The sequence below is a fragment of the Candidatus Pelagisphaera phototrophica genome (assembly GCF_014529625.1).
In the GTDB taxonomy this organism is placed as follows: domain Bacteria; phylum Verrucomicrobiota; class Verrucomicrobiia; order Opitutales; family Opitutaceae; genus Pelagisphaera; species Pelagisphaera phototrophica.
In genome coordinates this window covers 1,849,732-1,870,178 of sequence record NZ_CP076039.1, presented here as the reverse complement: position 1 = coordinate 1,870,178, position 20,447 = coordinate 1,849,732, and the positions used below count along the sequence as shown (strand labels likewise).

At 46.7% G+C, this 20,447-nt stretch carries 15 protein-coding genes, 1 tRNA gene and 2 pseudogenes; 9 read left to right on the top strand and 9 right to left on the bottom strand.

The features are described from left to right. Window positions 1-94 precede the first annotated feature (94 nt). Window positions 95-433 (bottom strand): annotated as a pseudogene (locus GA004_RS07995) (SMP-30/gluconolactonase/LRE family protein); the annotation flags it as partial. A 161-nt stretch (window positions 434-594) separates the two neighbouring features. Between GA004_RS07995 and GA004_RS07990 the strand changes: the two are divergent. Then, window positions 595-966 carry a hypothetical protein gene (locus tag GA004_RS07990; RefSeq protein ID WP_283396800.1) on the top strand — a complete coding sequence of 124 codons (372 nt, stop codon included), beginning with the start codon at window positions 595-597 and terminating at the stop codon, window positions 964-966. A gap of 159 nt (window positions 967-1,125) precedes the next feature. On the opposite strand, the pseudogene GA004_RS18170 reads toward GA004_RS07990, so the two are convergent. Next, window positions 1,126-1,194, bottom strand: a pseudogene (locus tag GA004_RS18170) (VPDSG-CTERM sorting domain-containing protein); the annotation flags it as partial. A 228-nt stretch (window positions 1,195-1,422) separates the two neighbouring features. Between GA004_RS18170 and GA004_RS07985 the strand changes: the two are divergent. Both GA004_RS07985 and GA004_RS07980 read left to right on the top strand, forming a co-directional pair. Beyond that, window positions 1,423-2,952, top strand: coding sequence for a sulfatase family protein (locus tag GA004_RS07985; RefSeq protein WP_283396799.1), 1,530 nt, complete (start codon window positions 1,423-1,425; stop codon window positions 2,950-2,952). A gap of 1,334 nt (window positions 2,953-4,286) precedes the next feature. Continuing rightward, window positions 4,287-5,810 carry an amidase family protein gene (locus GA004_RS07980; protein ID WP_283396798.1) on the top strand — a complete coding sequence of 508 codons (1,524 nt, stop codon included), beginning with the start codon at window positions 4,287-4,289 and terminating at the stop codon, window positions 5,808-5,810. An 814-nt stretch (window positions 5,811-6,624) separates the two neighbouring features. On the opposite strand, the gene GA004_RS07975 is transcribed toward GA004_RS07980, so the two are convergent. The 4 genes from GA004_RS07975 to GA004_RS07960 all read right to left on the bottom strand — a co-directional run bounded on the left by GA004_RS07975 (window position 6,625) and on the right by GA004_RS07960 (window position 12,271). Beyond that, entirely contained in the window at window positions 6,625-8,478 is a 1,854-nt protein-coding gene (locus GA004_RS07975; RefSeq protein ID WP_283396797.1) for an FAD-dependent oxidoreductase, read from the bottom strand. 311 nt (window positions 8,479-8,789) lie between these two features. After that, on the bottom strand, window positions 8,790-9,668 hold the full coding sequence (locus GA004_RS07970) for a UDP-2,3-diacylglucosamine diphosphatase (RefSeq protein WP_283396796.1): 879 nt from the start codon (window positions 9,666-9,668) through the stop codon (window positions 8,790-8,792). A gap of 48 nt (window positions 9,669-9,716) precedes the next feature. Then, on the bottom strand, window positions 9,717-10,973 hold the full coding sequence (locus GA004_RS07965) for a glycosyltransferase family 4 protein (protein ID WP_283396795.1): 1,257 nt from the start codon (window positions 10,971-10,973) through the stop codon (window positions 9,717-9,719). Beyond that, window positions 10,970-12,271, bottom strand: a complete 1,302-nt coding sequence (locus tag GA004_RS07960; protein WP_283396794.1) for a glycosyltransferase — start codon at window positions 12,269-12,271, stop codon at window positions 10,970-10,972. The genes GA004_RS07965 and GA004_RS07960 overlap by 4 nt, the downstream gene beginning before the upstream one ends. A 571-nt stretch (window positions 12,272-12,842) precedes the next feature. Between GA004_RS07960 and GA004_RS07955 the strand changes: the two genes are divergently transcribed. The 3 genes from GA004_RS07955 to GA004_RS07945 all read left to right on the top strand — a co-directional run bounded on the left by GA004_RS07955 (window position 12,843) and on the right by GA004_RS07945 (window position 15,349). Continuing rightward, window positions 12,843-13,208 carry a hypothetical protein gene (locus GA004_RS07955; RefSeq protein WP_283396793.1) on the top strand — a complete coding sequence of 122 codons (366 nt, stop codon included), beginning with the start codon at window positions 12,843-12,845 and terminating at the stop codon, window positions 13,206-13,208. 277 nt (window positions 13,209-13,485) lie between these two features. Next, complete coding sequence (locus GA004_RS07950; RefSeq protein ID WP_283396792.1) at window positions 13,486-14,286, top strand: hypothetical protein; 801 nt, start codon at window positions 13,486-13,488, stop codon at window positions 14,284-14,286. Window positions 14,287-14,368: 82 nt separating this feature from the next. After that, complete coding sequence (locus GA004_RS07945; RefSeq protein ID WP_283396791.1) at window positions 14,369-15,349, top strand: MBL fold metallo-hydrolase; 981 nt, start codon at window positions 14,369-14,371, stop codon at window positions 15,347-15,349. On the opposite strand, the gene GA004_RS07940 is transcribed toward GA004_RS07945, so the two are convergent. After that, window positions 15,336-15,545, bottom strand: coding sequence for a hypothetical protein (locus GA004_RS07940; RefSeq protein ID WP_283396790.1), 210 nt, complete (start codon window positions 15,543-15,545; stop codon window positions 15,336-15,338). The two genes, GA004_RS07945 and GA004_RS07940, sit on opposite strands and share 14 nt — an antisense overlap. 923 nt (window positions 15,546-16,468) lie before the next feature. On the opposite strand from GA004_RS07940, the gene GA004_RS07935 reads away from it, so the two are divergent. From GA004_RS07935 to GA004_RS07925, 3 genes are all read left to right on the top strand, one after another. After that, complete coding sequence (locus tag GA004_RS07935) at window positions 16,469-17,641, top strand: hypothetical protein (RefSeq protein ID WP_283396789.1); 1,173 nt, start codon at window positions 16,469-16,471, stop codon at window positions 17,639-17,641. A 300-nt stretch (window positions 17,642-17,941) separates the two neighbouring features. Then, a complete protein-coding gene (locus GA004_RS07930) occupies window positions 17,942-18,805 on the top strand; it encodes a sulfotransferase (RefSeq protein WP_283396788.1) in 864 nt (287 codons plus the stop codon). Between the two features lie 32 nt (window positions 18,806-18,837). Next, window positions 18,838-19,242, top strand: coding sequence for an aldo/keto reductase (locus tag GA004_RS07925; RefSeq protein WP_283396787.1), 405 nt, complete (start codon window positions 18,838-18,840; stop codon window positions 19,240-19,242). A gap of 93 nt (window positions 19,243-19,335) precedes the next feature. On the opposite strand, the gene GA004_RS07920 is transcribed toward GA004_RS07925, so the two are convergent. Both GA004_RS07920 and GA004_RS07915 read right to left on the bottom strand, forming a co-directional pair. Continuing rightward, window positions 19,336-19,411 (bottom strand) — tRNA-Lys (locus GA004_RS07920). Window positions 19,412-19,509: 98 nt separating this feature from the next. Beyond that, window positions 19,510-20,373 (bottom strand): sirohydrochlorin chelatase, encoded by an 864-nt coding sequence (locus GA004_RS07915; RefSeq protein ID WP_283396786.1) that lies wholly within the window; start codon window positions 20,371-20,373, stop codon window positions 19,510-19,512. Window positions 20,374-20,447 lie beyond the last annotated feature (74 nt).

The following is a 20,447-nucleotide window of genomic DNA, read 5'->3' as shown; positions in this document are numbered from 1 at the left end:
GCGGATTGTTCTGAAATATTTGGGTGAGATTTGAGCAAAGATGCTCACACCGAATAACCTATTGAGCCTCCCGGGTAAGAGATATTGTAAGCGATCAATAAGCGCCTACGGCATCCGTGTATACGGCGTAAAGGCTTTGGCTTGCTGTCATGAACAACCTGTTACGCTTTTTTCCGCCGAAACATAGGTTAGCACAATTCTCCGGCAACATTATCTGCCCTATGCGATCGCCATCAGGGGCAAACACGTGCACCCCATCGTAGCCATCTCCAACCCACCCTGCACTTGACCAAATATTGCCGTCTGTGTCTGCTTTGATTCCATCTGAATGGCCAATGAAATCAAACCCATCCATATGCATGGAGACAAAACGCTTGCCATTTTTCAAATTGGCGTTGTCCACGTCCCATACCTTGATGTCGTGCTCCCCTTCTCACCCATCAGCTCGGGGTTAAGCATTATTCCGGCTAAGCCAAAGGGTAAATCTTCCAAACTTGACCCAATTCTAGGCCAGCGGGATTCCGAAACAAATTGCTGTCTTCGAAGAGTCGTTTGCACTGTACATTTTCAACAAAACTAACTCTTTTTCTTGCTATGACAAATTTAGAAACCGTTGAGAAGGCATATCAATTATTTGGAGAAGGTGACATTGAGAGTTTAAGACAGTTAATGGATGACCAGATCTCATTTATCTCCTATGGCGACTACGCTTTCGCCGGGAGCTACATTGGTCCAAGTGAAATCATCGAAAAGAACTTTTCGATTCTTGCTCAGAGCATTCCTACTTTATCCCTCAAACCAATCAGGTACTGGGAGTGCGATGATACCATTTTTGTAAGGGTGCTTCTCACTGATGGTAGCCTAAAAACTGAGAGTATCCATATGTGGTCTGTGCAGGACAATAAATTGAAAACCTTTGAGGCTTTTGAGGATACCCAGACCATTGCCAAAATGGTAAAGTCTTAAAAGATCTTTTTGGGTAATTTACTAAAGGTAGATAACTTAACGAAGTAATCAGATACAATCAGTTCTCATCGTGGAATGGATTTAACAATGTTGAGACTATTCAGGTTCCTTGCAAAAAAGAAAGGGACGATCGACTAAACGAACTAAAATATAGATACCCTATCCCAGCCTGCACCTTGCAAAGGCTAGAGCCGCAACCCCAGCTCCAAGAAGGGCTGCTGTGGAGCCTTAGATGACTATTAGAAGCTTCCCATAGGACTTAGGTTTCAATAGAAAACCAAAATAAGCGAATGGAGTACATACTGAGGTGTTTCGTTCGAATCTGGCAAAGTAATTTAGTCAAATAAGAACTCGTGAAAAAAATTATAAGTTTATCGGCTCAAGTTCCTTGGGTCATCCTCGCGATTGCGATCGCTATCGACCCGAACACAGTAGTCTGAAATTCGATAGCGTTCTATGAGAGCTAGTATTCTTTGTCTGGTCACTCTCTCAGCGGCACTGTGCTCGGTCGCGGCTGACAGACCCAATATCGTATTTATCCTAGCTGATGACCTTGGCTACGGAGATTTAAGTTCCTACGGGGCCACCAAAGTACAGACGCCCAACATTGATCGGCTGGCAATCGAGGGAATAAAGTTCACCGACGCCCATTCGCCCCATCCAGTTTGCTGCCCAACTCGCTATAGTCTGCTGACCGGGCGCTATAGCTGGCGTACCTGGGCGAAGACGGCCAACGTCTGGTCAACCGACCCGATGCTGATCGACGACCATCAGTACACTCTCCCAAAAATGCTGGGCGAAGCAGGCTATAAAACTGCGCTGATTGGGAAGTGGCACCTCGGCTACGGCCGACCGGGAACCCCCGGCTGGGACGACCTCAAAGGGATAGACTACAACGGGAAAATCGCTCCAGGACCTTTGGAAGCCGGATTTCACTACTACTTCGGCATTCCCCACGTCGGGCAGCAGCCTCATGTCTTTATCGAAAATCACCATGTTGTCGGCTTAACGGAAAGTTCTCCGCTCGAGCTGATCATGGACGAACGCTGGCTTCACCGCTCCTCCTACTTCGAACGACACATGTATCCGCCCCGTCATCACTTCAAAGGCGGCGAGGGAGCCAAATACCGACAACAAGACGTTGCTCTGGTTTTGACGGAGAAAGCTGTAGAGTGGCTAGAGGGCACGGCCCAAAAAGCCAAAAAGCCCTTCTTTCTCTACTTCGCTCACCGCAACGTCCATGGTCCCTACGCCCCCAACGAGCGGTTCAAAGGTACGAGCGAGATTGGCGTGTACGGGGACTTTCTTCTTGAGCTAGACTGGTCCATTGGGGAAATCCTCAATACCATCGATGGATTGAAACTCGCCAATGACACCCTCGTATTCTTTTCCAGTGACAACGGGGGCGTCCAAATGGGCCACAAGCCCGCCACCTTCGTCGATCACAACGGCCACATGACCAATGGCTCGCTGCGCGGCCAGAAAACGGAATCGCTGGAAGGGGGCCATCGTGTTCCGCTTCTTGCTCGCTGGCCAGGTAGGATAGAACCGGGTTCGACCTCCGACGAATTGGTCGCCCTAACCGATGTTATGGCGACCCTGGGAGAGTTGCTCGATATCCAGCTCGCCGAGGACGCTGGACCTGATAGCATAAGCTTTCTGAGTGCACTATTGGGGAGAAAAGCGGAACGACCTAATCGCGAAATCCTCGTTCACGACAATTATCGGGGCGGTTATGGCATTCGCGTTGGCGACTGGAAGCTTCTCATGATTCAAGGCGGTGGAGGCATCGGTTGGAGCCCATTTGACTACGATCCCGGGCAACCCATTGGCCAACTCTACAATCTCAAATCCGATCTGCAGGAACGGGACAATCTATTTGAGCAACACCCTAAACGGGTCGCTCGCATGGCAGAACTTTTGAGGGCCATACGCAACACGCCCAATTCCCAAGCGGTAAGTGCCGCTAACCCGCTACCGAAATGAATAATTTTGAGCTCTTAGAATCCCACGATTCCGTAACCACCATTCCTCGGTCGTTTTTCGCGACGGCAAAATCGACTACAACGCCCATCAGAAAAACCTGAGCTCCCCTTAGAAATAGATGATGGCCCTCTTTGAACTGGCGCCCCTTGGTTTTGAATGTATTGTGATACAAATCCACCTCCAATTGATAGCCACTCAGCTGCAACGCTTTCTCTTTGCGATCTCTCTCCCATTTTTCCGGCTGGATTGTAACTTTTCCAATTCGACCCGTGGCATGAAGCCTCAGGTAATTTTTCGGCTTCTCTAGCCTCCGTAAGAACCTTAGCTTCGTTCACGTACTCCTTTTAAAAATTCTCCATTCTGCGCAAGTCTTCGCGTAGTTGAAAGATAGCCCCAATTTTGTAGCTCTTGCCCTTAATGCGGCTTATTATTATCTAACGCGGCATTCTGAAAACAAATACCTTAAGCACAGCGACTCCCAACGTCGGGGTCCTTGTTGGACTAGAATTTATTATCTTTGAACTGAGACAGAACTCGACCATCGCCCCACCCCAAATTAGGCAAGAGAAATCATTAAGCGTTATCCAGGAATATTCCGCTTATGCTCAGAATCGAGAGTTTAACGAATTGAAAACTAGAGCAATAATGGACGGAGATTTTGATTAGATTACCAAATATGAGTGGAATCGAATACGCGACTTGTAACCGGTAAGACATGCACGTTTGGAGAACGTATTCTTCCATCATAAGCAAGGGTTGATTGATCATTCTGCTTGTGAATTCAGTCTCGCAATATCTGCCGATTAGACTTCCTCTTTGGGAGCGGTTAAATATCGCTTCTCCGAACCCTGAATTTGCTGCCGCGATTGAACGTTTTACAAAGCAAGAGGGTTTCAAGCAATCTTTGCTGGCGGCTGAATTCAATTATCGGTCGAAAGATAAGGAGAGGCCAAACTCACCTTTGTTTAAATTATCATAATTAAAAGTGTTTCCTTTGTCCTAAAGATTGGCCTTTTCAATTCCTTAACATATTGCATTTACTTCAGGCTAGTATCGAAATAATGGATCGAGAAAACGCACTTAGGGTAACCTATTTATAACTACGATAGGGTTCGCCGTTAGTTGTCTTTTTTTAAAAAGGACATCGCGACTTTTGAAAAATTTTCAAATCACATAATTACGTTTCTATTTGAATAGGGTTGTCCGTATAAGTTGTCCGAGTGAGACCTTTCGAGCGTGATGTAATTATGAGATTTGTAGATTTATATAGTAATCTGCTTGCGAGAGCAGTCCCCCTTTTTTGCATTTTTTGTAATGTTAGTTCGTTCGGCGGTGTGCTTGATATTAGCACCGCAACAATTCTGGATCTACAGAATGCGTATGACGCCGGCGTCGAATCGGAACAAATTGTCGAGATTTACCTCAAAAGAATTGAGGCTTTTGACAAGAAAGGTCCTGAATTAAATGCAATTCTGACGATCAATCCCAACGCTTTGGCGACTGCCCGCAAACTTGATCTTGAGCGAAGGACTTCTGGACCCAGGTCACCCCTCCATGGAGTTCCTTTCATTATTAAGGACAATTACGATACTTTCGACATGCCGACGACCGGTGGAGCAATCGCTTTGGAAGGAATGACTCCTGAGCGTGATGCTTTCACAATAGGACGTTTGCGTGAGGCTGGAGCGATTATCCTAGCGAAGACCAATCTCGACGAATTCGCCAGAGGCTCAACGGGAACGAGCTCCCTTGGTGGGCAAGTGCTGAATCCTTATAATCTTAATAAGATTCCGGGTGGTTCATCTGGAGGTTCGGGTGTTGGCGTCGCAGCACTTTTCGGATGGATTGGGATGGGAACCGAGACAGGCTCATCAATTCGGAATCCTTCGACAAAAGCAAATTTAGTCGGGTTCTCACCATCAGAGGGACTTGTTTCTCGGGGTGGAATAATTCCAATCTCGATTACTTACGACAGAGCCGGGCCCATGGCACGCAACGTAACTGATGCTGCAATTACGATGGGCGTGATTTCTGGTACAGACGCCGCAGATCTTTTCACTTTTAAAGGACTTGGCCAAACTTCGTCTGACTATTATTTGTCCGCTTTGGATCAGGAAGGTTTAAAAGGAGCTCGAATAGGCGTTTTACGGGCACTTTTCGGGAGTGAGCCTGAGGATGTTCCTGCCGTCAAACTTATTGAATCAGCAATAAGTAAAATGAAAAGCGAAGGAGCCATAGTCATCGACCCAATAACAGTTGCCGTAGATCTTTGGCAAATAATCCGCGACACAAGCTACGGGCGATTCGAAAACAGGGCCGCGATGGAGGTTTATTTTTCTATGCGCGAACCCTCATTCCCATACCAAACATTAGAGGACATAACCTCCTCTGGAGGTATCCTTGGTCGGCTTAAAGAGCGTTATGCGGAGGAGCAAGCGGCCCCCGAAATGACTAACAATCCTGCCTACATAAATCTTATTAAAGGACGAGATACAATGCGGGAATTTATTCATAATCTAATGGATCGTTGGTCTCTCGATGCAATCGTTTATCCGCATGAGACTAAGCCAATTAGAACTCTTCAGGAGGCTATTGCGGATGAGGGCAACTCGCCGAACCCGCCACGTGACAGAAGAAGAGGTGAAGGTAATCGTCTTTCTACCGTGACTGGGCTTCCAACGCTTACCGTTCCAGCAGGTTTTAATGTGGACGGAATCCCGGTCGGGATTGAATTCCTAGGGCGGCACTTTGACGAAGAGACCATAATTAGAATAGCTTATGCTTTTGAGCAAGCTCATCCGCAGCGCAAGCTACCATCATCGACGCCTTTGTTGGGAATTGAAAAAATTAGTTACTAGTATGAGCGATACAAACTTCCTTGATCGCTGTATCTCAAATACGGCAGGAAGGACCGATTGGTGGTATAGGTGAATACAAATCTTAGGCTCAGAACGGCATTTTTCTGACTTTGTAGCCCGTTCAAACACTGTCGAAAACTTTGATTCCCTTTCTGAAAGGGACCGGCACCTCAGGGGAAAAAAAGCTCGTTGGGCCTTGTATCAGTTGCCTTGAAAATAGTTATCGCTCTACCCATCCTTCGCACATCATTAACTATGAGGATTACACCCGCTTCGTGGAGTGCTGCCGCGGAACCTGCGTCGTGGGTCTTTGCATAAATTCCAAGCGGGATAACCGTTGATAATAATGTCTCGACGAATGAACCATTTAAATCTGAATTGTAGCCCCATTAACGTAGACGCGGCCAGGCAACTCCAGTCCCGATCCTAATGTGGTTGGATTTGTGCCACCTAAACCAGATCGCGTAATGGATCCGCCCACCAGAATCGAACCGACGACCTATTCATTACGAGTGAACGTAGTTGATATTCCTTTACGTTTTATTTGGCCCTATTTCGCTCTTTCCCAACTAGTTACAAAAACCTAAGGAACGATTAATGACCAGCCAAAAACGTAGATAAACCCTAGTTTTTGCCCAATTTTTGAGATGGCGGTTACACAAACATCCTCTACTCACCCATCAGCTTGGGGTTGGCCTCCACCATCTCGCGGGCCATTTTCTGCGCTTCGGCGAGTTGATCGGATGGCATTTCTTTGGAGATGCTGTCTCTGGCCTCCCTGGTTCCAGTCGGCCTGAGACTTTAAGCAGGCCTGCTACTGTGGCACATCCGGTGCGTTCAGAGGTTGTGGCGGAATCCGCTCCAGGGTCTGGCCCAGGGCGTCCAGCTTCTTGCGCAACTCCTGGTATGGAACGTCCTGCACGGGGATCTTGGCATCCAGAGCCATGGTCGCGGCCACGCCGGCAGATTCGCCAAGAACCATCCAGACCGGCTCCATGCGCAATGAGGTGAAGGCGATGTGGCTGGCCGAAACGCAGACGGGCACGATCAAGTTGTCGCACTCTCCCCTGTGCGGGACGATGGCTTCGTAGGGGATCTTGTAGCTGCCGTTGTACTTCCCGTCGTCTAGGTAAATGATGGAAAAGCCGCCGCCCTGCACCGCGATTTTTCCATCCTGAGCGACCACGGTGTATGGGAAATCGTCAACCCCATAGGCGGCGAGGCCGACGGTGTGCGGCGGATCGGTTTTCCCCTCCAGGTCATTCTGGGTCACGACATAGGACGAGACCATCCGGCGAGCCTGGCGAATGTACAACTGGTGCGGCCAGCCACCGGTTTCGTCGAAGACTCCCCTCCTGAAGGAAATCTGGCTGGCTTGCCGCTTCATGCTTTCAGGGGCCATGGGATCCGTTTTGGCGAAGTGAATCGACTTGCTCAGAAACTCCTGGTGGAACTTCCAGATCCCCGACCGCGTCGCCCAGTCCCCATTCGGATAGTCATCGTTGATTCCGTGAACAGTGGACGCCATCAGGTTGCGATTAAGTTGGGCACCTCCGACGAATGGCCCTTTCTTATGCACCGAGAACTTCTTGAGCGTCGATCTCATGTGTCGATTGGAGAAAATGTCGACACCATCGCGAATGGCCCGGCGATAGACTTCAAATTCGACTGGATCGTAATTCTCAGGTTCGGGGACCGGTATGCCCTTGCCGCTCATGTCGAACTCGTAGCGGAAGCAGTAGCCCATCGTTAAGTCATCCGGACTGCCCAACGGGCCGATCTTCCGATCCTGAACGAAGGGAAGCACGCCACTCTCAGGATTCCCCGGCTCGACGTAGGGGTCGATGTCATGGACCCACAGATTGGGACGCACGCCGGCCAGCGATTCGCCGTATTTTTCACGCGACTCGCGGCCCCAGGTGTAGCTGGCCCCACTCATAGCGAGCACGTCGCCCTCGTAGGAACAGTCGATGAACACCTTCGCCGAAACCGTTATGGCGTCGCTTTTATTGGGCTCGGGAATGGGGCAGCCTTTTTTGTCGAAAGGGGCGTGGTCGAGTGTGATGGATTGGATGGATTGGCCCTCCTTCTTCTCCTCGTAAGTTTCGTTCATGGCGATCGGCCGCAGGCGCGTCGGTGCGTCGATAGTAGCGTCACCAACCTGAAGTTTGCCGAGGCGGTGCTCGTAGATCACGGTGATGCTCTGGTCTTCGACCAGTTTCTTAAAGCGCTCGCGATACTCTTTGTTGCCGATGCCTTTGATGGCATTTCCGCCATGATGCTTCTGTTCCTTAACCTCCACGCCCTCCATTAGGATCTTGAAGGTCGAGCCACCCACGGTGCTGCCTTTGCCCCAGTCCAGATGATTGATTCCACCGCCGGTCATGCCACCCAGCCAGCGGCTGGGCTCGATCAGGATGACCTTCGCTCCCTCTCTCTCCGCTGCCAGGGCCGCCATGACGCCACTCGCCGTACCGCCGTAGACACAAATATCAGCTTTGTGGATGATCGATTCCTTACCCTGAGCTTGATGCAGGGTAAGACAAAGAGCGATGTGTGTGGTTAGGAAAAGTGCTTTGATGTAATTCCTTTGATTATGGTTTCGGTGTGGTCTCTTCCGATGCGGAAGAATCGCACAGTCGATTAAAGAGGTTATAACTAGGGTCATTCTTGTTTTTTATTTTGTAAATCCAGGAAGCGGCTAATTCTTCGGCTTCGATGATTTGATCATGGGACATTTTTTCCGACACTCTTTGCCTGTAGCCTCCCGCGTCCTCGCGTCAATAATCCAATCCCATAGCTTATACAATCTGAGCTACTACGCCATCGAGGTCTCACCCTAGTTCAAGATTACGCAATCTGGCATGGAAGAACTCTTTGATAGGGCTAGTACCGCTTTTCGAATTCAAGGGAAGCGCACCTTGTCTCAAGATGGTGATGGCAGGGCTGCGATTCGTCGCCAGCCCTACCTGTTAGCCGCTACAATTCTTCGTCCACGACGATTTCGAAATCGGCCATGTCCCAGTCGGTTGCGGTTTCGCGAGTCGGAGAATACGTCCTGCTGGATACCTTGTTCTTCTTAATTTCCTTCTCTTGGGCTTCCAAGCGACGGCAGAATTCGTCGTATTCTAGAATCTCGAAACTACCATCAAAGTGCTCGACCAAGGCTGTGTTCGACTCCACCCAATCTCCAGAATTCAAATAGTGGATATCACCGATCATCTTGTTATCAGGCGTATGAATATGACCACACATAACCCCGTGGCACCCCCGCTTTCTAGCTAGCTTCTCGACTTCCGTTTCGAAGTCGCTAATAAAGCTAACCGCTTGCTTGACCTTCGATTTAATCTTCTTGCTTAGCGAGTAGTACTCTTTGCCTCGCCATGAGCGGTATCGATTGTAGAGGCGATTCATCGCCATAAGCAACTGATATCCCACGTCGCCGAGCACGGATATCCATTTAGTGTTCTGGGTAACCGAGTCGAATATGTCTCCGTGAATCACCAGATACTTACCCTTCCGACCTTGGTGTATATGCTCCTCCACTACACGAAGCCCGCCAAAAGTAACCGGAATGAAACACTCGAGGATATCGTCATGGTTACCCCTCGCATAAATGACTTCCACGCCCTTTTGCTCGATCCGCTTAAGTAGGATGCGAATGAACTTCATGTAGTCCGGCTTCCACCCTCCCTGCCGCTTCAGGGACCAGCCATCGATAATGTCGCCGTTTAAGATGATCTTTCGAGCGCTAGAGTGCTTGAGGAACTTATTGACCTTTTCGATCTGGCAATAGGGACTGCCGAGGTGGATGTCCGACAGGATGATAGTTTTGAATGGCAAGGTGACTTTTTTCATGGCGTGAAGAATTGGGAGGAAATTCTTAGCGGTATTAGGACTACTTTTTTACATTGGGAGCGTTTCGCCCTTGGGTACGGATGCTAGCGTTTTCGCAGGGGCAGACTTCGGTCTACCGCGAACAGGATTGAGCAATGATGGTCTCGTTTTCTTAGAGGGAGCGGGAACTCCGTTTCGCTTGGCAACTATCTGATCGAGCAGTTGTTCGTATTGCTCCACAATCGAATTCCACGAATAGCCAAGTACGCTTGCGCGAGCCGCTGCTCGTATTTCGTCCCAATCGCCGCGATTACTCGCGATCTCTCGGGCCGCTTTCAGAAACTCCATCCGATCGCCGAAACCTACAGTACGTCCACTCGTGCCCGACTGCACGAAACGACTTGCCGCTGCGTAATCATATGCCAACACATACAATCCGCTCGACATAGCTTCGATCGCCACATTGCCGAAAGTCTCGGTTAAGCTGGAAAATAGAAAAACGTCTGCCGACGCATAGTGTCGAGCTAGATCTTCACCTCGACGTGTTCCTGCGAACTCAATTTCGGGGCAAACGCGTTGAAGCTTGCTCCGTTCAGGTCCGTCGCCTACCACGACCAGCCGCGTACTAGGCGATATCGCCTTCATTTGCTTGTAGCTCTCAATGAGCAAATCCAAGTTCTTTTCCTTCGCTACCCTTCCGACATACAAGGCAACCGTATCCGTGGCCTTGCATTTCCATTCCGATCGCAAAGATTCATCGCGCTTCATAGGTGAAAACAATTTTGTATCCACGCCACGCTCGAGCAAATAGAGATTCCGATAGCCTTCGTTATACAGCTCCTTCATGGAGTCCGACGAAGGAGCGAGAGTCGCTTGGGTGCGATTGTGCACGAAACGCAAGTAGTGCCCAATCTGACGACGCAGAAAACCGATATTGTAGTGGTCACTGTAGGACGAGAACTTCGTATGATAGGAAGAGACCACCGGGATACCCAGGGTTCGAGCTGCCTGGATCGCACTCCATCCGAGCGGCCCTTCCGTAGCGACATGAATTAAATCCGGCCGATACTCTCCCCAATCGCGCATAAAACGTTTCCGTGAAGGCAAGCCGAACCGCAAGCCCGCGTATCCAGGAATTGGAAAGCCGCGAGAAACCGAGTGACGCAAGCCTTCCACATAGCCGCTTCGATCGTTACCGCCCTGCCTCGGGCGAACGATCCCTACGTCGTGCCCTCGATCGAGCATGCCCGAAGCGATTCGCTCGAGCGTCATAGCGACTCCATTCACTTCCGGTGGAAAGGTTTCAGTGACGATCTCTAATTTCATGTGCTCATCTCCCAAACCAAATTCGACGGTAAAGGCTCGCCTTCGCTGCATCGACTTGCCGCGGCGAACGACTCGATCCGTTCGACCGCCGACTGCGGTCCGTTTTCCTCTTCAAGCAAAGCCCGATTCTCGATCGCTTTGGACCGATAGACTTGGTTTTTCTCAATTTCCTCGACCTTGTCCCCCAAGCGCTCGGGCCATCGCTTCTTGCCAAGCCTAATTCCGCAGCCCAGTCGCTCTACCTCAGACGCGAAAAAGCTCTGATCCCCAACGTGCGGCACGATGATTTGAGGCTTGCCCGCGTACAAGGCCGATGCAGTGGTCCCCGCTCCCCCATGGTGAATGACGACAGAAGCGTGACGAAACAGCTGATCGTGCGACATGGGGCCCAGCTCGAGAATGTGGTCCGCCCCTTCCGGAACCGAGAAGCCCGACCAGCCTGGCTGTAGGATAATTTTTCGATCCGATGGCCAGTTCCCAATGAGCCGATCTAACCACCTCTTGGGGTCGTCGTAAGCCATGCTGCCGAAGGTCAGTACCGGTAATCCTTCGTCGCCTTTGAAATCCCGCAGATGTCTTTCGCTTGCTTCGCACTCTGGCGCTTGCCAGCGACAATAGCCCGTAAACTGGAACCTAGGATCCAAGTCGATCTCCGGACGCATCAAACTAGAGGATACGCCAACGAGAACGAGATCCGAAGGCTTCGAGAAGAAATTGCGAACGCGCGGCAGGCCTTTCCGTTCGAGTATGCCCGAAATCGTACGATTGATGGCTCGATCGACTACCACATTGCCTAGTAGCCATGCAAAACGGTTCCAGCGACAGCGTATCCACGGAGGCAGTGCTTTCATGCGAGGAGTGCCGTGCGGCGGATAGCTCCCTGAGGGGATGGTATTGTGAGCGAAGGCATAGCTAACAGAAGGAATGCCCTTCCGGTCCGCGATCGACTTCCCTACCGGAAAGAGATACGACGAAATCAAGCAATCCGCATCTTCTAAGGCTTCATCCAGTCCATCGATAATGTCGTCGAAACACGGAAGGGCTAATCGATAGAGCTCTCGCAACTGCCGAACCGGAGAGCGAAATTTCTGTATATGCGCCATACACCGCATCAGTTCGCGGCGTTCCCAATGCGGCGGCAACTGACGATAAAACAATCCCGCACTCTCCACGTCTTTGCGGAAGGCCTTGCTCGTCGCGAATGACACTTTATGTCGCGATTCCTTGAGAGCTACTCCGAGGCGGATCAAAGGGAAGATATCTCCTGTAGATCCGTAGGTAGCGATGACGACTTTCATACTTCGCTTGCGATTCGTCAAGAACTCGATCGGACGAGACAGCTGCTTCGCTCCCTATCCGCACTCGAACGGGGATATTTGTATTCAAGATTCGGTACTTCTATACGCATTGCCATCCCGCTCTTACTGAGTGAAAAACGTTTTCAATCTCAGTTAACCGAACTCGGTTGTAAAGCCGCCGGAGTTACATTCCAGTGACAATCCCTAGGCTAAAGTTACAGCAGCATTAACAACCGATACTTTCGCACTTTATTAGCAAAGCGTCGCCCCCGACCAAGGTTTCTAGGTGGGGCAATCGCGGGATCTAAATTGGTAGTGCAAAACCAACTTTTAGCCCCCTCCGTATCAAATAGAAACAATTGAGTTTCCTATCAACAAGCAGATTGATTTCATTAGCTTGAAATTGGGCTGATCAGAGCGTTGCGAAATCGTTGCAATTGCGGGAGTGCATAATCAAAAGCGGGTGTTTTGATTTAGTTGCAATAAGATGATCGTTGAAATTTCGGAATTCGTTTTTCAGTGAAAATCGTTTGCTAAAAGTAGTCGGAGTGAAATGGGAGTTTTGTAGATTATGAAGTATTCACAGGTAGATGGGGAAACGGGATATGTGGAGCTCCCACACTGGCTCGTGGATGGGGTTGTTTCAAATGTCGATCAGGATACGGCCATTAAGCGCATGCAAACGATATTGGAATCTTTGTTGGGCGAAAGTTGGTTGCCGATGGGACTTCGCTCGATGTTGGTCGAGGAGATTTCCGAAATGCAGAGCCAACTGCAGAATAGGGTTTTGGGTATGGAAGAAGTGTCGGCGCGTGTGCATGCAATTGCCTTGTCGTCTTTTTCTTATGAAGATCTGTTGAGTCGTTCCGAGGCGATAGCTCAATTGCGGATTCTTGATCTTGAGTTGAATCCTAATCTAAATGTCCGTCTTGATTAAAATCCGTCGACATAGATTCATGGCACCGGAAAGACGGAAGAGCGTTTTGCTCTCAACCTTCCAGGGAGCGATTTGCTTCATCCATCGAATTCCTCCTGTTTGTATCCATATTTTATGACTAAAAGGTTTAGGCATTCGTCGTTGTTAAAGTCTGCGGCTCGAACATTCGAGACACGTGCGACTTGGTCCAGAAAGACACGTTTGCGAAAAGATCCTGGTCCCTCCGAATCAAATCGGAACAATTGAATTTCCTATCAACAATTAAAGGAGCTCCCACATGGGCAATTTCGCTAGTGAAGACAGGCTTACTTGGTTCTATTTTTATACGCCCGACTATGCATTTTGGCACCAAACGTTAGCAACAAGCCTATCGAATGACTTTCACGTTTACCCCATACCCATCGAAAAATTTAACCTAAATGAAAAGCAAGGACACCACTTTAAAGGTGTCCCAATAAAAATTGGCCTTGTCATCAGCGCAATCCAATCGAACCTGGGTAAAAGCATTATTTTCTCAGATTGCACTTGGAGCATAAACAAAAACAACCTCACGACCTTCCAAAACCTCGTGAGCTCACTAGACAAAAAATATGATTTCGTGTTTGCCGACAATCACAACGGGCAGGAAGTCAATATCGGGCTAATCCTCATCCATTGCAATGACAGGACACTTGCATTCTTGCAATCAATTCGCGATGAGTTCTTGCCGGATTGCTGGGACCAACAAATGGTCAACCAAAAATTAGGGCTTTATGAATCAGCCATCCTCGGATGGAATACTCGTCTTCACCTGCAATCGCTCAAACACAACTCAGACGCACCTATCAGTTGGACCTGTTTTCCGAAGGAGTTGGTTCATTGCACCTACGATTTCAATGAGTCTTTCCGTAGTTCTTTTGCTCTTTTCAAGGCGTTCATCAGACCCAGAGACACCATCCACAACTGGAATAGCAGGCTTATGGCCGTGCACCGATTAGGCCTCATCACCCAACGCGAACTTAACGACAATCTTAAACCGGTTAGATTTGCGCGGATTTTAAGGGTTGCGCGGATTTTGAGGCTTGCACGGAGTTTATAACTTGGTAACGCAAAACCAACTTCTGACCCTCCCCTCCGAATCAAATCGGAACAATTGAATTTCCTATCAACAGAAAGATACAATGACATACTCAACAACGGGCTATCTAATACTCGCACTGACCCTTGCATTTCTTACTTTAACGCCGACCGAGGCTCAACTCCGGGGACCTGGGCAATCCAGATCGAAGATTCCCAACACTGGCCTTCACGCTCTGCTGCTGGGGACCGGCATCCCCATTCCTAATCCGGAACGCGCGAAGGCGGCAACGCTTATCATAGCAGGTGGCAAAACATTCATGGTTGATACAGGCCCCGGGAGCACCGCACGTCTGACGGAGAACGGCTATCAGACCGTGGATTATGTATTGTATACGCACTTCCACCTCGACCACACCGCTGATCTGGACTGGATGATGTTTCGACGTGGAGGGGCTAACCCCGATCAGCCGCAGATAGTTCTGGGACCCAAAGGCACGAAGGATGTCGTCAACAAGATCGTTGCATCCGTAGCTATTGATGAGAAGTACCGAATCGACCATCACGGGGAACACTGGTCGGAACAGGCCATGCAATGTGAGGTCCGGGAGTTTGAACCAGGGGTGATCTTTGATGAGGATGGCCTCAAAATAACGATGTTCAACGTCGACCATGAGCCGATTGTTCCGGCTGTCGGCTATCGCTTCGATTACGAGGGAAAATCCGTCGTCGTTTCTGGCGATACGAAGAAGTCAGACAGCTTGATCGATGCGGCGCAGGGATGTGACCTGTTGATACACGAAGCCATGAACGTTACGATATTGAATCGGACTTTACCTATGCTCATAAGAAACCGTCCACGAACCGGCGCTATGGTGGAAGACCTGATGTCGCATCATACACCCACCCTGGAGGTCGCTGAAGTGGCCAAGGCGGTGAATGCGAAAAAGCTCGTCCTCACGCACCTCGTTCCTTCGATCAAGCCTCTGGAAGCACAGGAGAATAATTTTGTCCGTGGTATGGCCGAAATCTATTCTGGTCCGATTGTAGTCGGGCGCGACAATATGCTCTTCACTGTGGAATGAACAGTTGTTTCAAGGCAGAGAGCCTCGCGTATTTTGCTTTCTCTGTTAGTGTGAAATCATTACGCGTTTTCTCTGCGTACTCATCACACAAATCGCCGATGGTTATGGGTCCGCCACTATCGCCAGAGCTAGGCGTAACTGTCTGCCGCTGCTTTTCAATAAGCAGCATCTTTTCGTTTCGCCGATTAACGGCCACCTTGTAGTTAGTAGTTTTTAGCGCCGTTCGGACCTGCTTGCCGTTAAGTTTGTAAAGGAGATAGTACTCCTTGGTCCTATCGTACCTAACGAGGTTAGGCGTCCGCGTCTTTGAATAAGTGTAAGGGTCTTTGTGAGTTTCCGTAACCGCCGTAATCTCTAACGGTTACGAATGGCGGTTACGGAAGTCAAGTCACTAAACTTTACGGCTTCTTAAGTCGTTGTTTTTTAGCTACTTATGTGGTGGGTCGACTGGGACTCGAACCCAGAACCAATTGCTTAAAAGGGAAAGCCGCAGCGTGTCGAAATTTTGCCTTTTGTGTTCAAATGTTTCACTATTAGTGCTTTGCAAACCATTTTGTAACACCTTAAAAAAGCACTAATCAGCCTCTGACGGCCCAATTTTGCATATGAGGGTTAAGCGTTTTTCGGACTCAAGATCCCAGCGGGACAGCATCGTAGCGGTCGGCCCCAGGCATTCTTCAACAAATAGGCAGATACTACAGGTCATTTTCGCGAAATCGACGAGTGCCAGCCATTTAACTCGACCAACGGTACCAATAAAGCCATGTAGTCCAACCAATCCACGGAATTTCTAACTTGAAAGCGCGAAATCAACCTTTAGCCTCCCCTCCGAATCAAATCGGAACAATTGAATTTCCTATCAACTCCCCTCCGAATCAAATCGGAACAATTGAATTTCCTATCAACAAAGCGAAATCTAATAGCTGCTTCCTGGATTACATTAAGATCACCAATCAAGCTATATTAGGTTTTGCAAATGTTTTGGCTGATAGCTCGCAGAGTTAATAATTTAAAGAATATATTAGATTACTTAATTTTTTATCTTTTATTATTGAATTTAAATATATCGAAATTCCTTAATATATAATATTAAAGCTAGGTTTATTATAACTTTTTTGTATGAATTTTATTGAAAAATATAAACAAAAGGGATGGTCATTTGAATTTGGTTATGATGATGCTTATCAAATTGAGAACCTTGAAAGAGGTGAAATTACTCATAAAAAAATTATTTGCAAACTATCAGAAAAAAATTTTAATGATTATATAAATAAAACTGAAACAAAAGAATTGATTAATAAATTTGATAAAAAAACTGTATTAATAGTTAATGGAGAAATTAGAAATGCTAGTGAATTTATAAAATGGGCAGATAAAATAAAAAATTATACTGATTTTTATTTTTATACTGACAAGTCAAGTTTTTTAAGTATACATAAAAGTCATAGAGATTTTTTGGAAAAAATTTCTTCTGGATTTTGTTTTAGCGAGGAAGATGAATTTTATCAAGAGGCCTTAAAAAAGGTAAAGCATCAAAATAATATGCTTCAATGGTTAAAATTTAAACAATCCCTCTATAAATGGAAAAAAGAATGGCAAGTAAAGGGATTTAGAACAATTTTAAGAATGAGAAGTGATATAGCATTTTTAAATCCTTATTTACTTGAATACAATATAAAGCAAGGTTTTTTGAATTCCGTAAGTAAGGGGAATATGCTCTTGAGATCTGACATTATATTTGCTTTTGATATTGAGGATACAAAATTATTAGCAGACTTTTATGATGAAATTTTCTCTTTTTATCTAAGTGAAGACTGGATAAATTATCCATATATTCCATTAAATCCAGACTTTATAATTAGAGCAAAAGGTAGTACTAGAATAGAATGGAATAATTTCCCCACCAAATATATAGGAATAAATCCCTCAAAAAATATGTTCTTCGAGAGAATTTGTTGCTATTACCAAGAGTTAAAAAATGATTTTAAAAATTATTCATTTATTAAAAATAATAATTCAGAAAAAAGACTTAATCATTTTGGTAATCTTTCATCTGTTAGGAATCAACCCAGTAAAATTTTTGCTTCTGAAAGATGTTTTGCGCATTATTTAGTCTCAAAAGGTATTAATTCTACTTCTCATAATCATTTATTTTCTGGGAAATTAATTCGAAAAAGAGTTAAGAAAATAAGAATTTTTAAAAATTTTTTAATTTTAAATTTAAAACGATCAATAAAGTTTTTAGTAACAAATGAGACTTACAACTCGTTAAAAAAAATATATATAAATTGATGATTTACTTTATATGTATTGCTATAAGTATCAATATTTTTTTTAAATTTATTTCTATATAGATTTGATAAATATATAATTTTGAATTTTTATAATTTTAATTTTATCATTAATTTCTAACTTGAAAGCGCGAAATCAACCTTTAGCCTCCCCTCCGAATCAAATCGGAACAATTGAATTTCCTATCAACACAATTGAATTTCCTATCAACCTCCCCTCCGAATCAAATCGGAACAATTGAATTTCCTATCAACCACCGTGGATATTTCATGCCTCTAGGCAAATTAAAATAAGTCCCCAATGACCAAGCCCTTTAGACAAGCAGAGTGGTGGCAAGAATCTCATTTGGATAATTTAAATGAAAAAATCATACAACTCCGCTATTGGTTGGGAAGAAAACCTCTCCTTAAAGATCTTGTTGGCCAACAAGATCCCGTAATTATTGCCGGGCAGGGTGGCAGCGGAACAAGGCTTGCCGCGCAAATATTTCAAAAAACTTCCTCATTTGGACTGCTTTATTCCTCCCGTAAAACCCTGGATTCTTTTAGCCAAAGACGATCCGGCTTGAATGACTTTAATCTCATGGCCGAACTCGTGAAGAATACACATACGGTTAATTATGATCCCATGAATGTGGAAACAACTTTAAGAAAAAAAATAGAGTCCTGCTGTGAGCAATTAATCAAGAACATTTGTTCAGAAAAAAGAGCTCCAAGAATATGGGGGTGGAAAGAACCTTATAATTTATTTTGGATGCCTTTTATGTACAAGTTTTTTCCCAAACTTAAATTCATTCTTATCGTAAGAGACGTGAGGGGCATTAGACAAATGCATATCCAGGGCAGGGAGGAGCTATACGACGCCTATTTTGAAAAGAATTCTGAACTGGATCAAAGAGGCAGGTTTGAAATGCTTTGGGCTGCTCAATACAAGGATATATTGGACTGGAGCGAAAAGCATCTGGGCCAAAACTATAAAATTGTAAAGACGGAAGACTTAACCGGAAACAACAATTATGAGACAATCAAAGAAATGTTGTCATTTGCGGGCATTCATGACGCAAATGTCTCAAAACTTACCCAGCTTGCAAGACCCCTTCGTGAATTTCAAAAAGTACCCCGGTCGGGTTTGGTGCAGGAGGTTTTAAATAAGTTCGGATATTAAGAATCGAAATTTGGATCAAATTGGAAGAGTCAATGAAGATAAAACTACCCCCCATTATTTACGGAACAGCATGGAAAGAGAATAAAACCGCCAAGCTTGTTATGCAAGCTGTTAAAGCGGGATTCCGCGCGATTGATACGGCAAATCAAAAAAGACATTACCGAGAGGATTATGCAGGCGATGCTTTATTGGAATTGAAAAAAGAAGGCATTGCACGAGAAGATTTATTCTTACAAAGCAAATACACGTATCAAAGAGGGCATGACCATCGCCTTCCTTTTGACCCTCATTCGGATTATGAAACTCAGGTTAGGGCATCCTTCGCGAGCACATTAGAGAACCTTCATACTGATTATTTGGACTCATACATTCTACACGGGCCCAGTGAATCTGAAGGTCTAACAAGTGTCCCCTCCGAATCAAATCGGAACAATTGAAATTCCTATCAACAAGGGTTAAGCACAACGGTTAAGCAGGTCAAGCAGCTAACTTTTTTAGCTTGTTAAGTCTCTATTTATTAGGGACTTATGTGGTGGGTCGACTGGGACTCGAACCCAGAACCAATTGCTTAAAAGGCAACTGCTCTACCGATTGAGCTATCGACCCGCCCTCGGAAAACGAGAAGTTGGCTATTCAGTTGCGATCGAATCCAAAGGCAAGCAGTTTTTTACTGCCTCTATTATTATTTAAGAAGCAGCTTTAGCTTATTGAAACTCGGGCTTGGGCTGAATTGAATTCAAGCGGATTTCCAGCAGGTCCAAGAGCTTCGGATTCAAGCCAATCAAATCAGTTTTCAATAGATTCCGGCTCGGACTCCAACCTGCTTTTAGGCATATCTGGTCGATATCCCCCCCAGAACCGGCATGCCTTCCCGAGAATAAAAAGAGATAGCAAATGACAACGTTCTCGATTCCCTCCTCCACCGCTCTGCTCAGAGCCTTTTCCAGCGAAGGTTCATTAAAATCGAATTCCTTCCCTTCCCGCCGTTCCATCGAACAGCCGACTACTGATTCAACTTGATTTCCTAGAGCACTCTGAAGCTGGCTAGCGGCGAAATTGCGGCAAGCAGTTACTTCCACGAAGGGACTCCCATGATCTACCAACATGACCCTGTGACCCTTTGGCTCTGCCCTACTCGCATCCAAAACCCGGAGAACGTTCTCCGCCAAAATTTCAGTAAGGAGCGAGTCTTGCTCCGTCATGCTAACCAGTGGGTCCGCCCATCTAACGATCGGTCCTCCGCTTGCCTTGGACTGAGCTAAACCCATCTTTTTCCCCTTCTTTAAAGCAAACCCCGGCCCAATGAATAAGGGGATGGCGAATATTTCCTGTCTTCCAGACGAGACAGCTTCTTCAAGGTAGGATTTCCACAATTGGGCACGAAGGCCTCCCAGCTCACAGGCAGGAACTCCGTCGCTGTGAGCGACCGATACCGAGGCAACCGATCGCTGGAGGCGTTTGGAGAGCGACGATGCTAGCGATCTCGCTTCGAGAATTGATTTCGGGTTTAGGGACCCATTATCGACCAAAACGATTCCCGATTTCCTTCCCAAAGCCTTGTCATCCATAAGAAATACCCTTCAACCGTTTATAATTCTTGCCGAACGGAAATTTTACCGAATAGTCAATTGTATTTGAAGTG

What these genes read in the sequence shown, in the direction of transcription:
- GA004_RS07955 (WP_283396793.1), top strand. Translation starts at nt 12,843, where the DNA reads ATGAAGTATTCACAGGTAGATGGGGAAACGGGATATGTGGAGCTCCCA.
- GA004_RS07945 (WP_283396791.1), top strand. Translation starts at nt 14,369, where the DNA reads ATGACATACTCAACAACGGGCTATCTAATACTCGCACTGACCCTTGCA.
- GA004_RS07985 (WP_283396799.1), top strand. Translation starts at nt 1,423, where the DNA reads ATGAGAGCTAGTATTCTTTGTCTGGTCACTCTCTCAGCGGCACTGTGC.
- GA004_RS07925 (WP_283396787.1), top strand. Translation starts at nt 18,838, where the DNA reads ATGAAGATAAAACTACCCCCCATTATTTACGGAACAGCATGGAAAGAG.
- GA004_RS07975 (WP_283396797.1), bottom strand. Translation starts at nt 8,478, where the DNA reads ATGACCCTAGTTATAACCTCTTTAATCGACTGTGCGATTCTTCCGCAT.
- GA004_RS07965 (WP_283396795.1), bottom strand. Translation starts at nt 10,973, where the DNA reads ATGAAATTAGAGATCGTCACTGAAACCTTTCCACCGGAAGTGAATGGA.
- GA004_RS07950 (WP_283396792.1), top strand. Translation starts at nt 13,486, where the DNA reads ATGGGCAATTTCGCTAGTGAAGACAGGCTTACTTGGTTCTATTTTTAT.
- GA004_RS07990 (WP_283396800.1), top strand. Translation starts at nt 595, where the DNA reads ATGACAAATTTAGAAACCGTTGAGAAGGCATATCAATTATTTGGAGAA.
- GA004_RS07960 (WP_283396794.1), bottom strand. Translation starts at nt 12,271, where the DNA reads ATGAAAGTCGTCATCGCTACCTACGGATCTACAGGAGATATCTTCCCT.
- GA004_RS07970 (WP_283396796.1), bottom strand. Translation starts at nt 9,668, where the DNA reads ATGAAAAAAGTCACCTTGCCATTCAAAACTATCATCCTGTCGGACATC.
- GA004_RS07915 (WP_283396786.1), bottom strand. Translation starts at nt 20,373, where the DNA reads ATGGATGACAAGGCTTTGGGAAGGAAATCGGGAATCGTTTTGGTCGAT.
- GA004_RS07930 (WP_283396788.1), top strand. Translation starts at nt 17,942, where the DNA reads ATGACCAAGCCCTTTAGACAAGCAGAGTGGTGGCAAGAATCTCATTTG.
- GA004_RS07935 (WP_283396789.1), top strand. Translation starts at nt 16,469, where the DNA reads ATGAATTTTATTGAAAAATATAAACAAAAGGGATGGTCATTTGAATTT.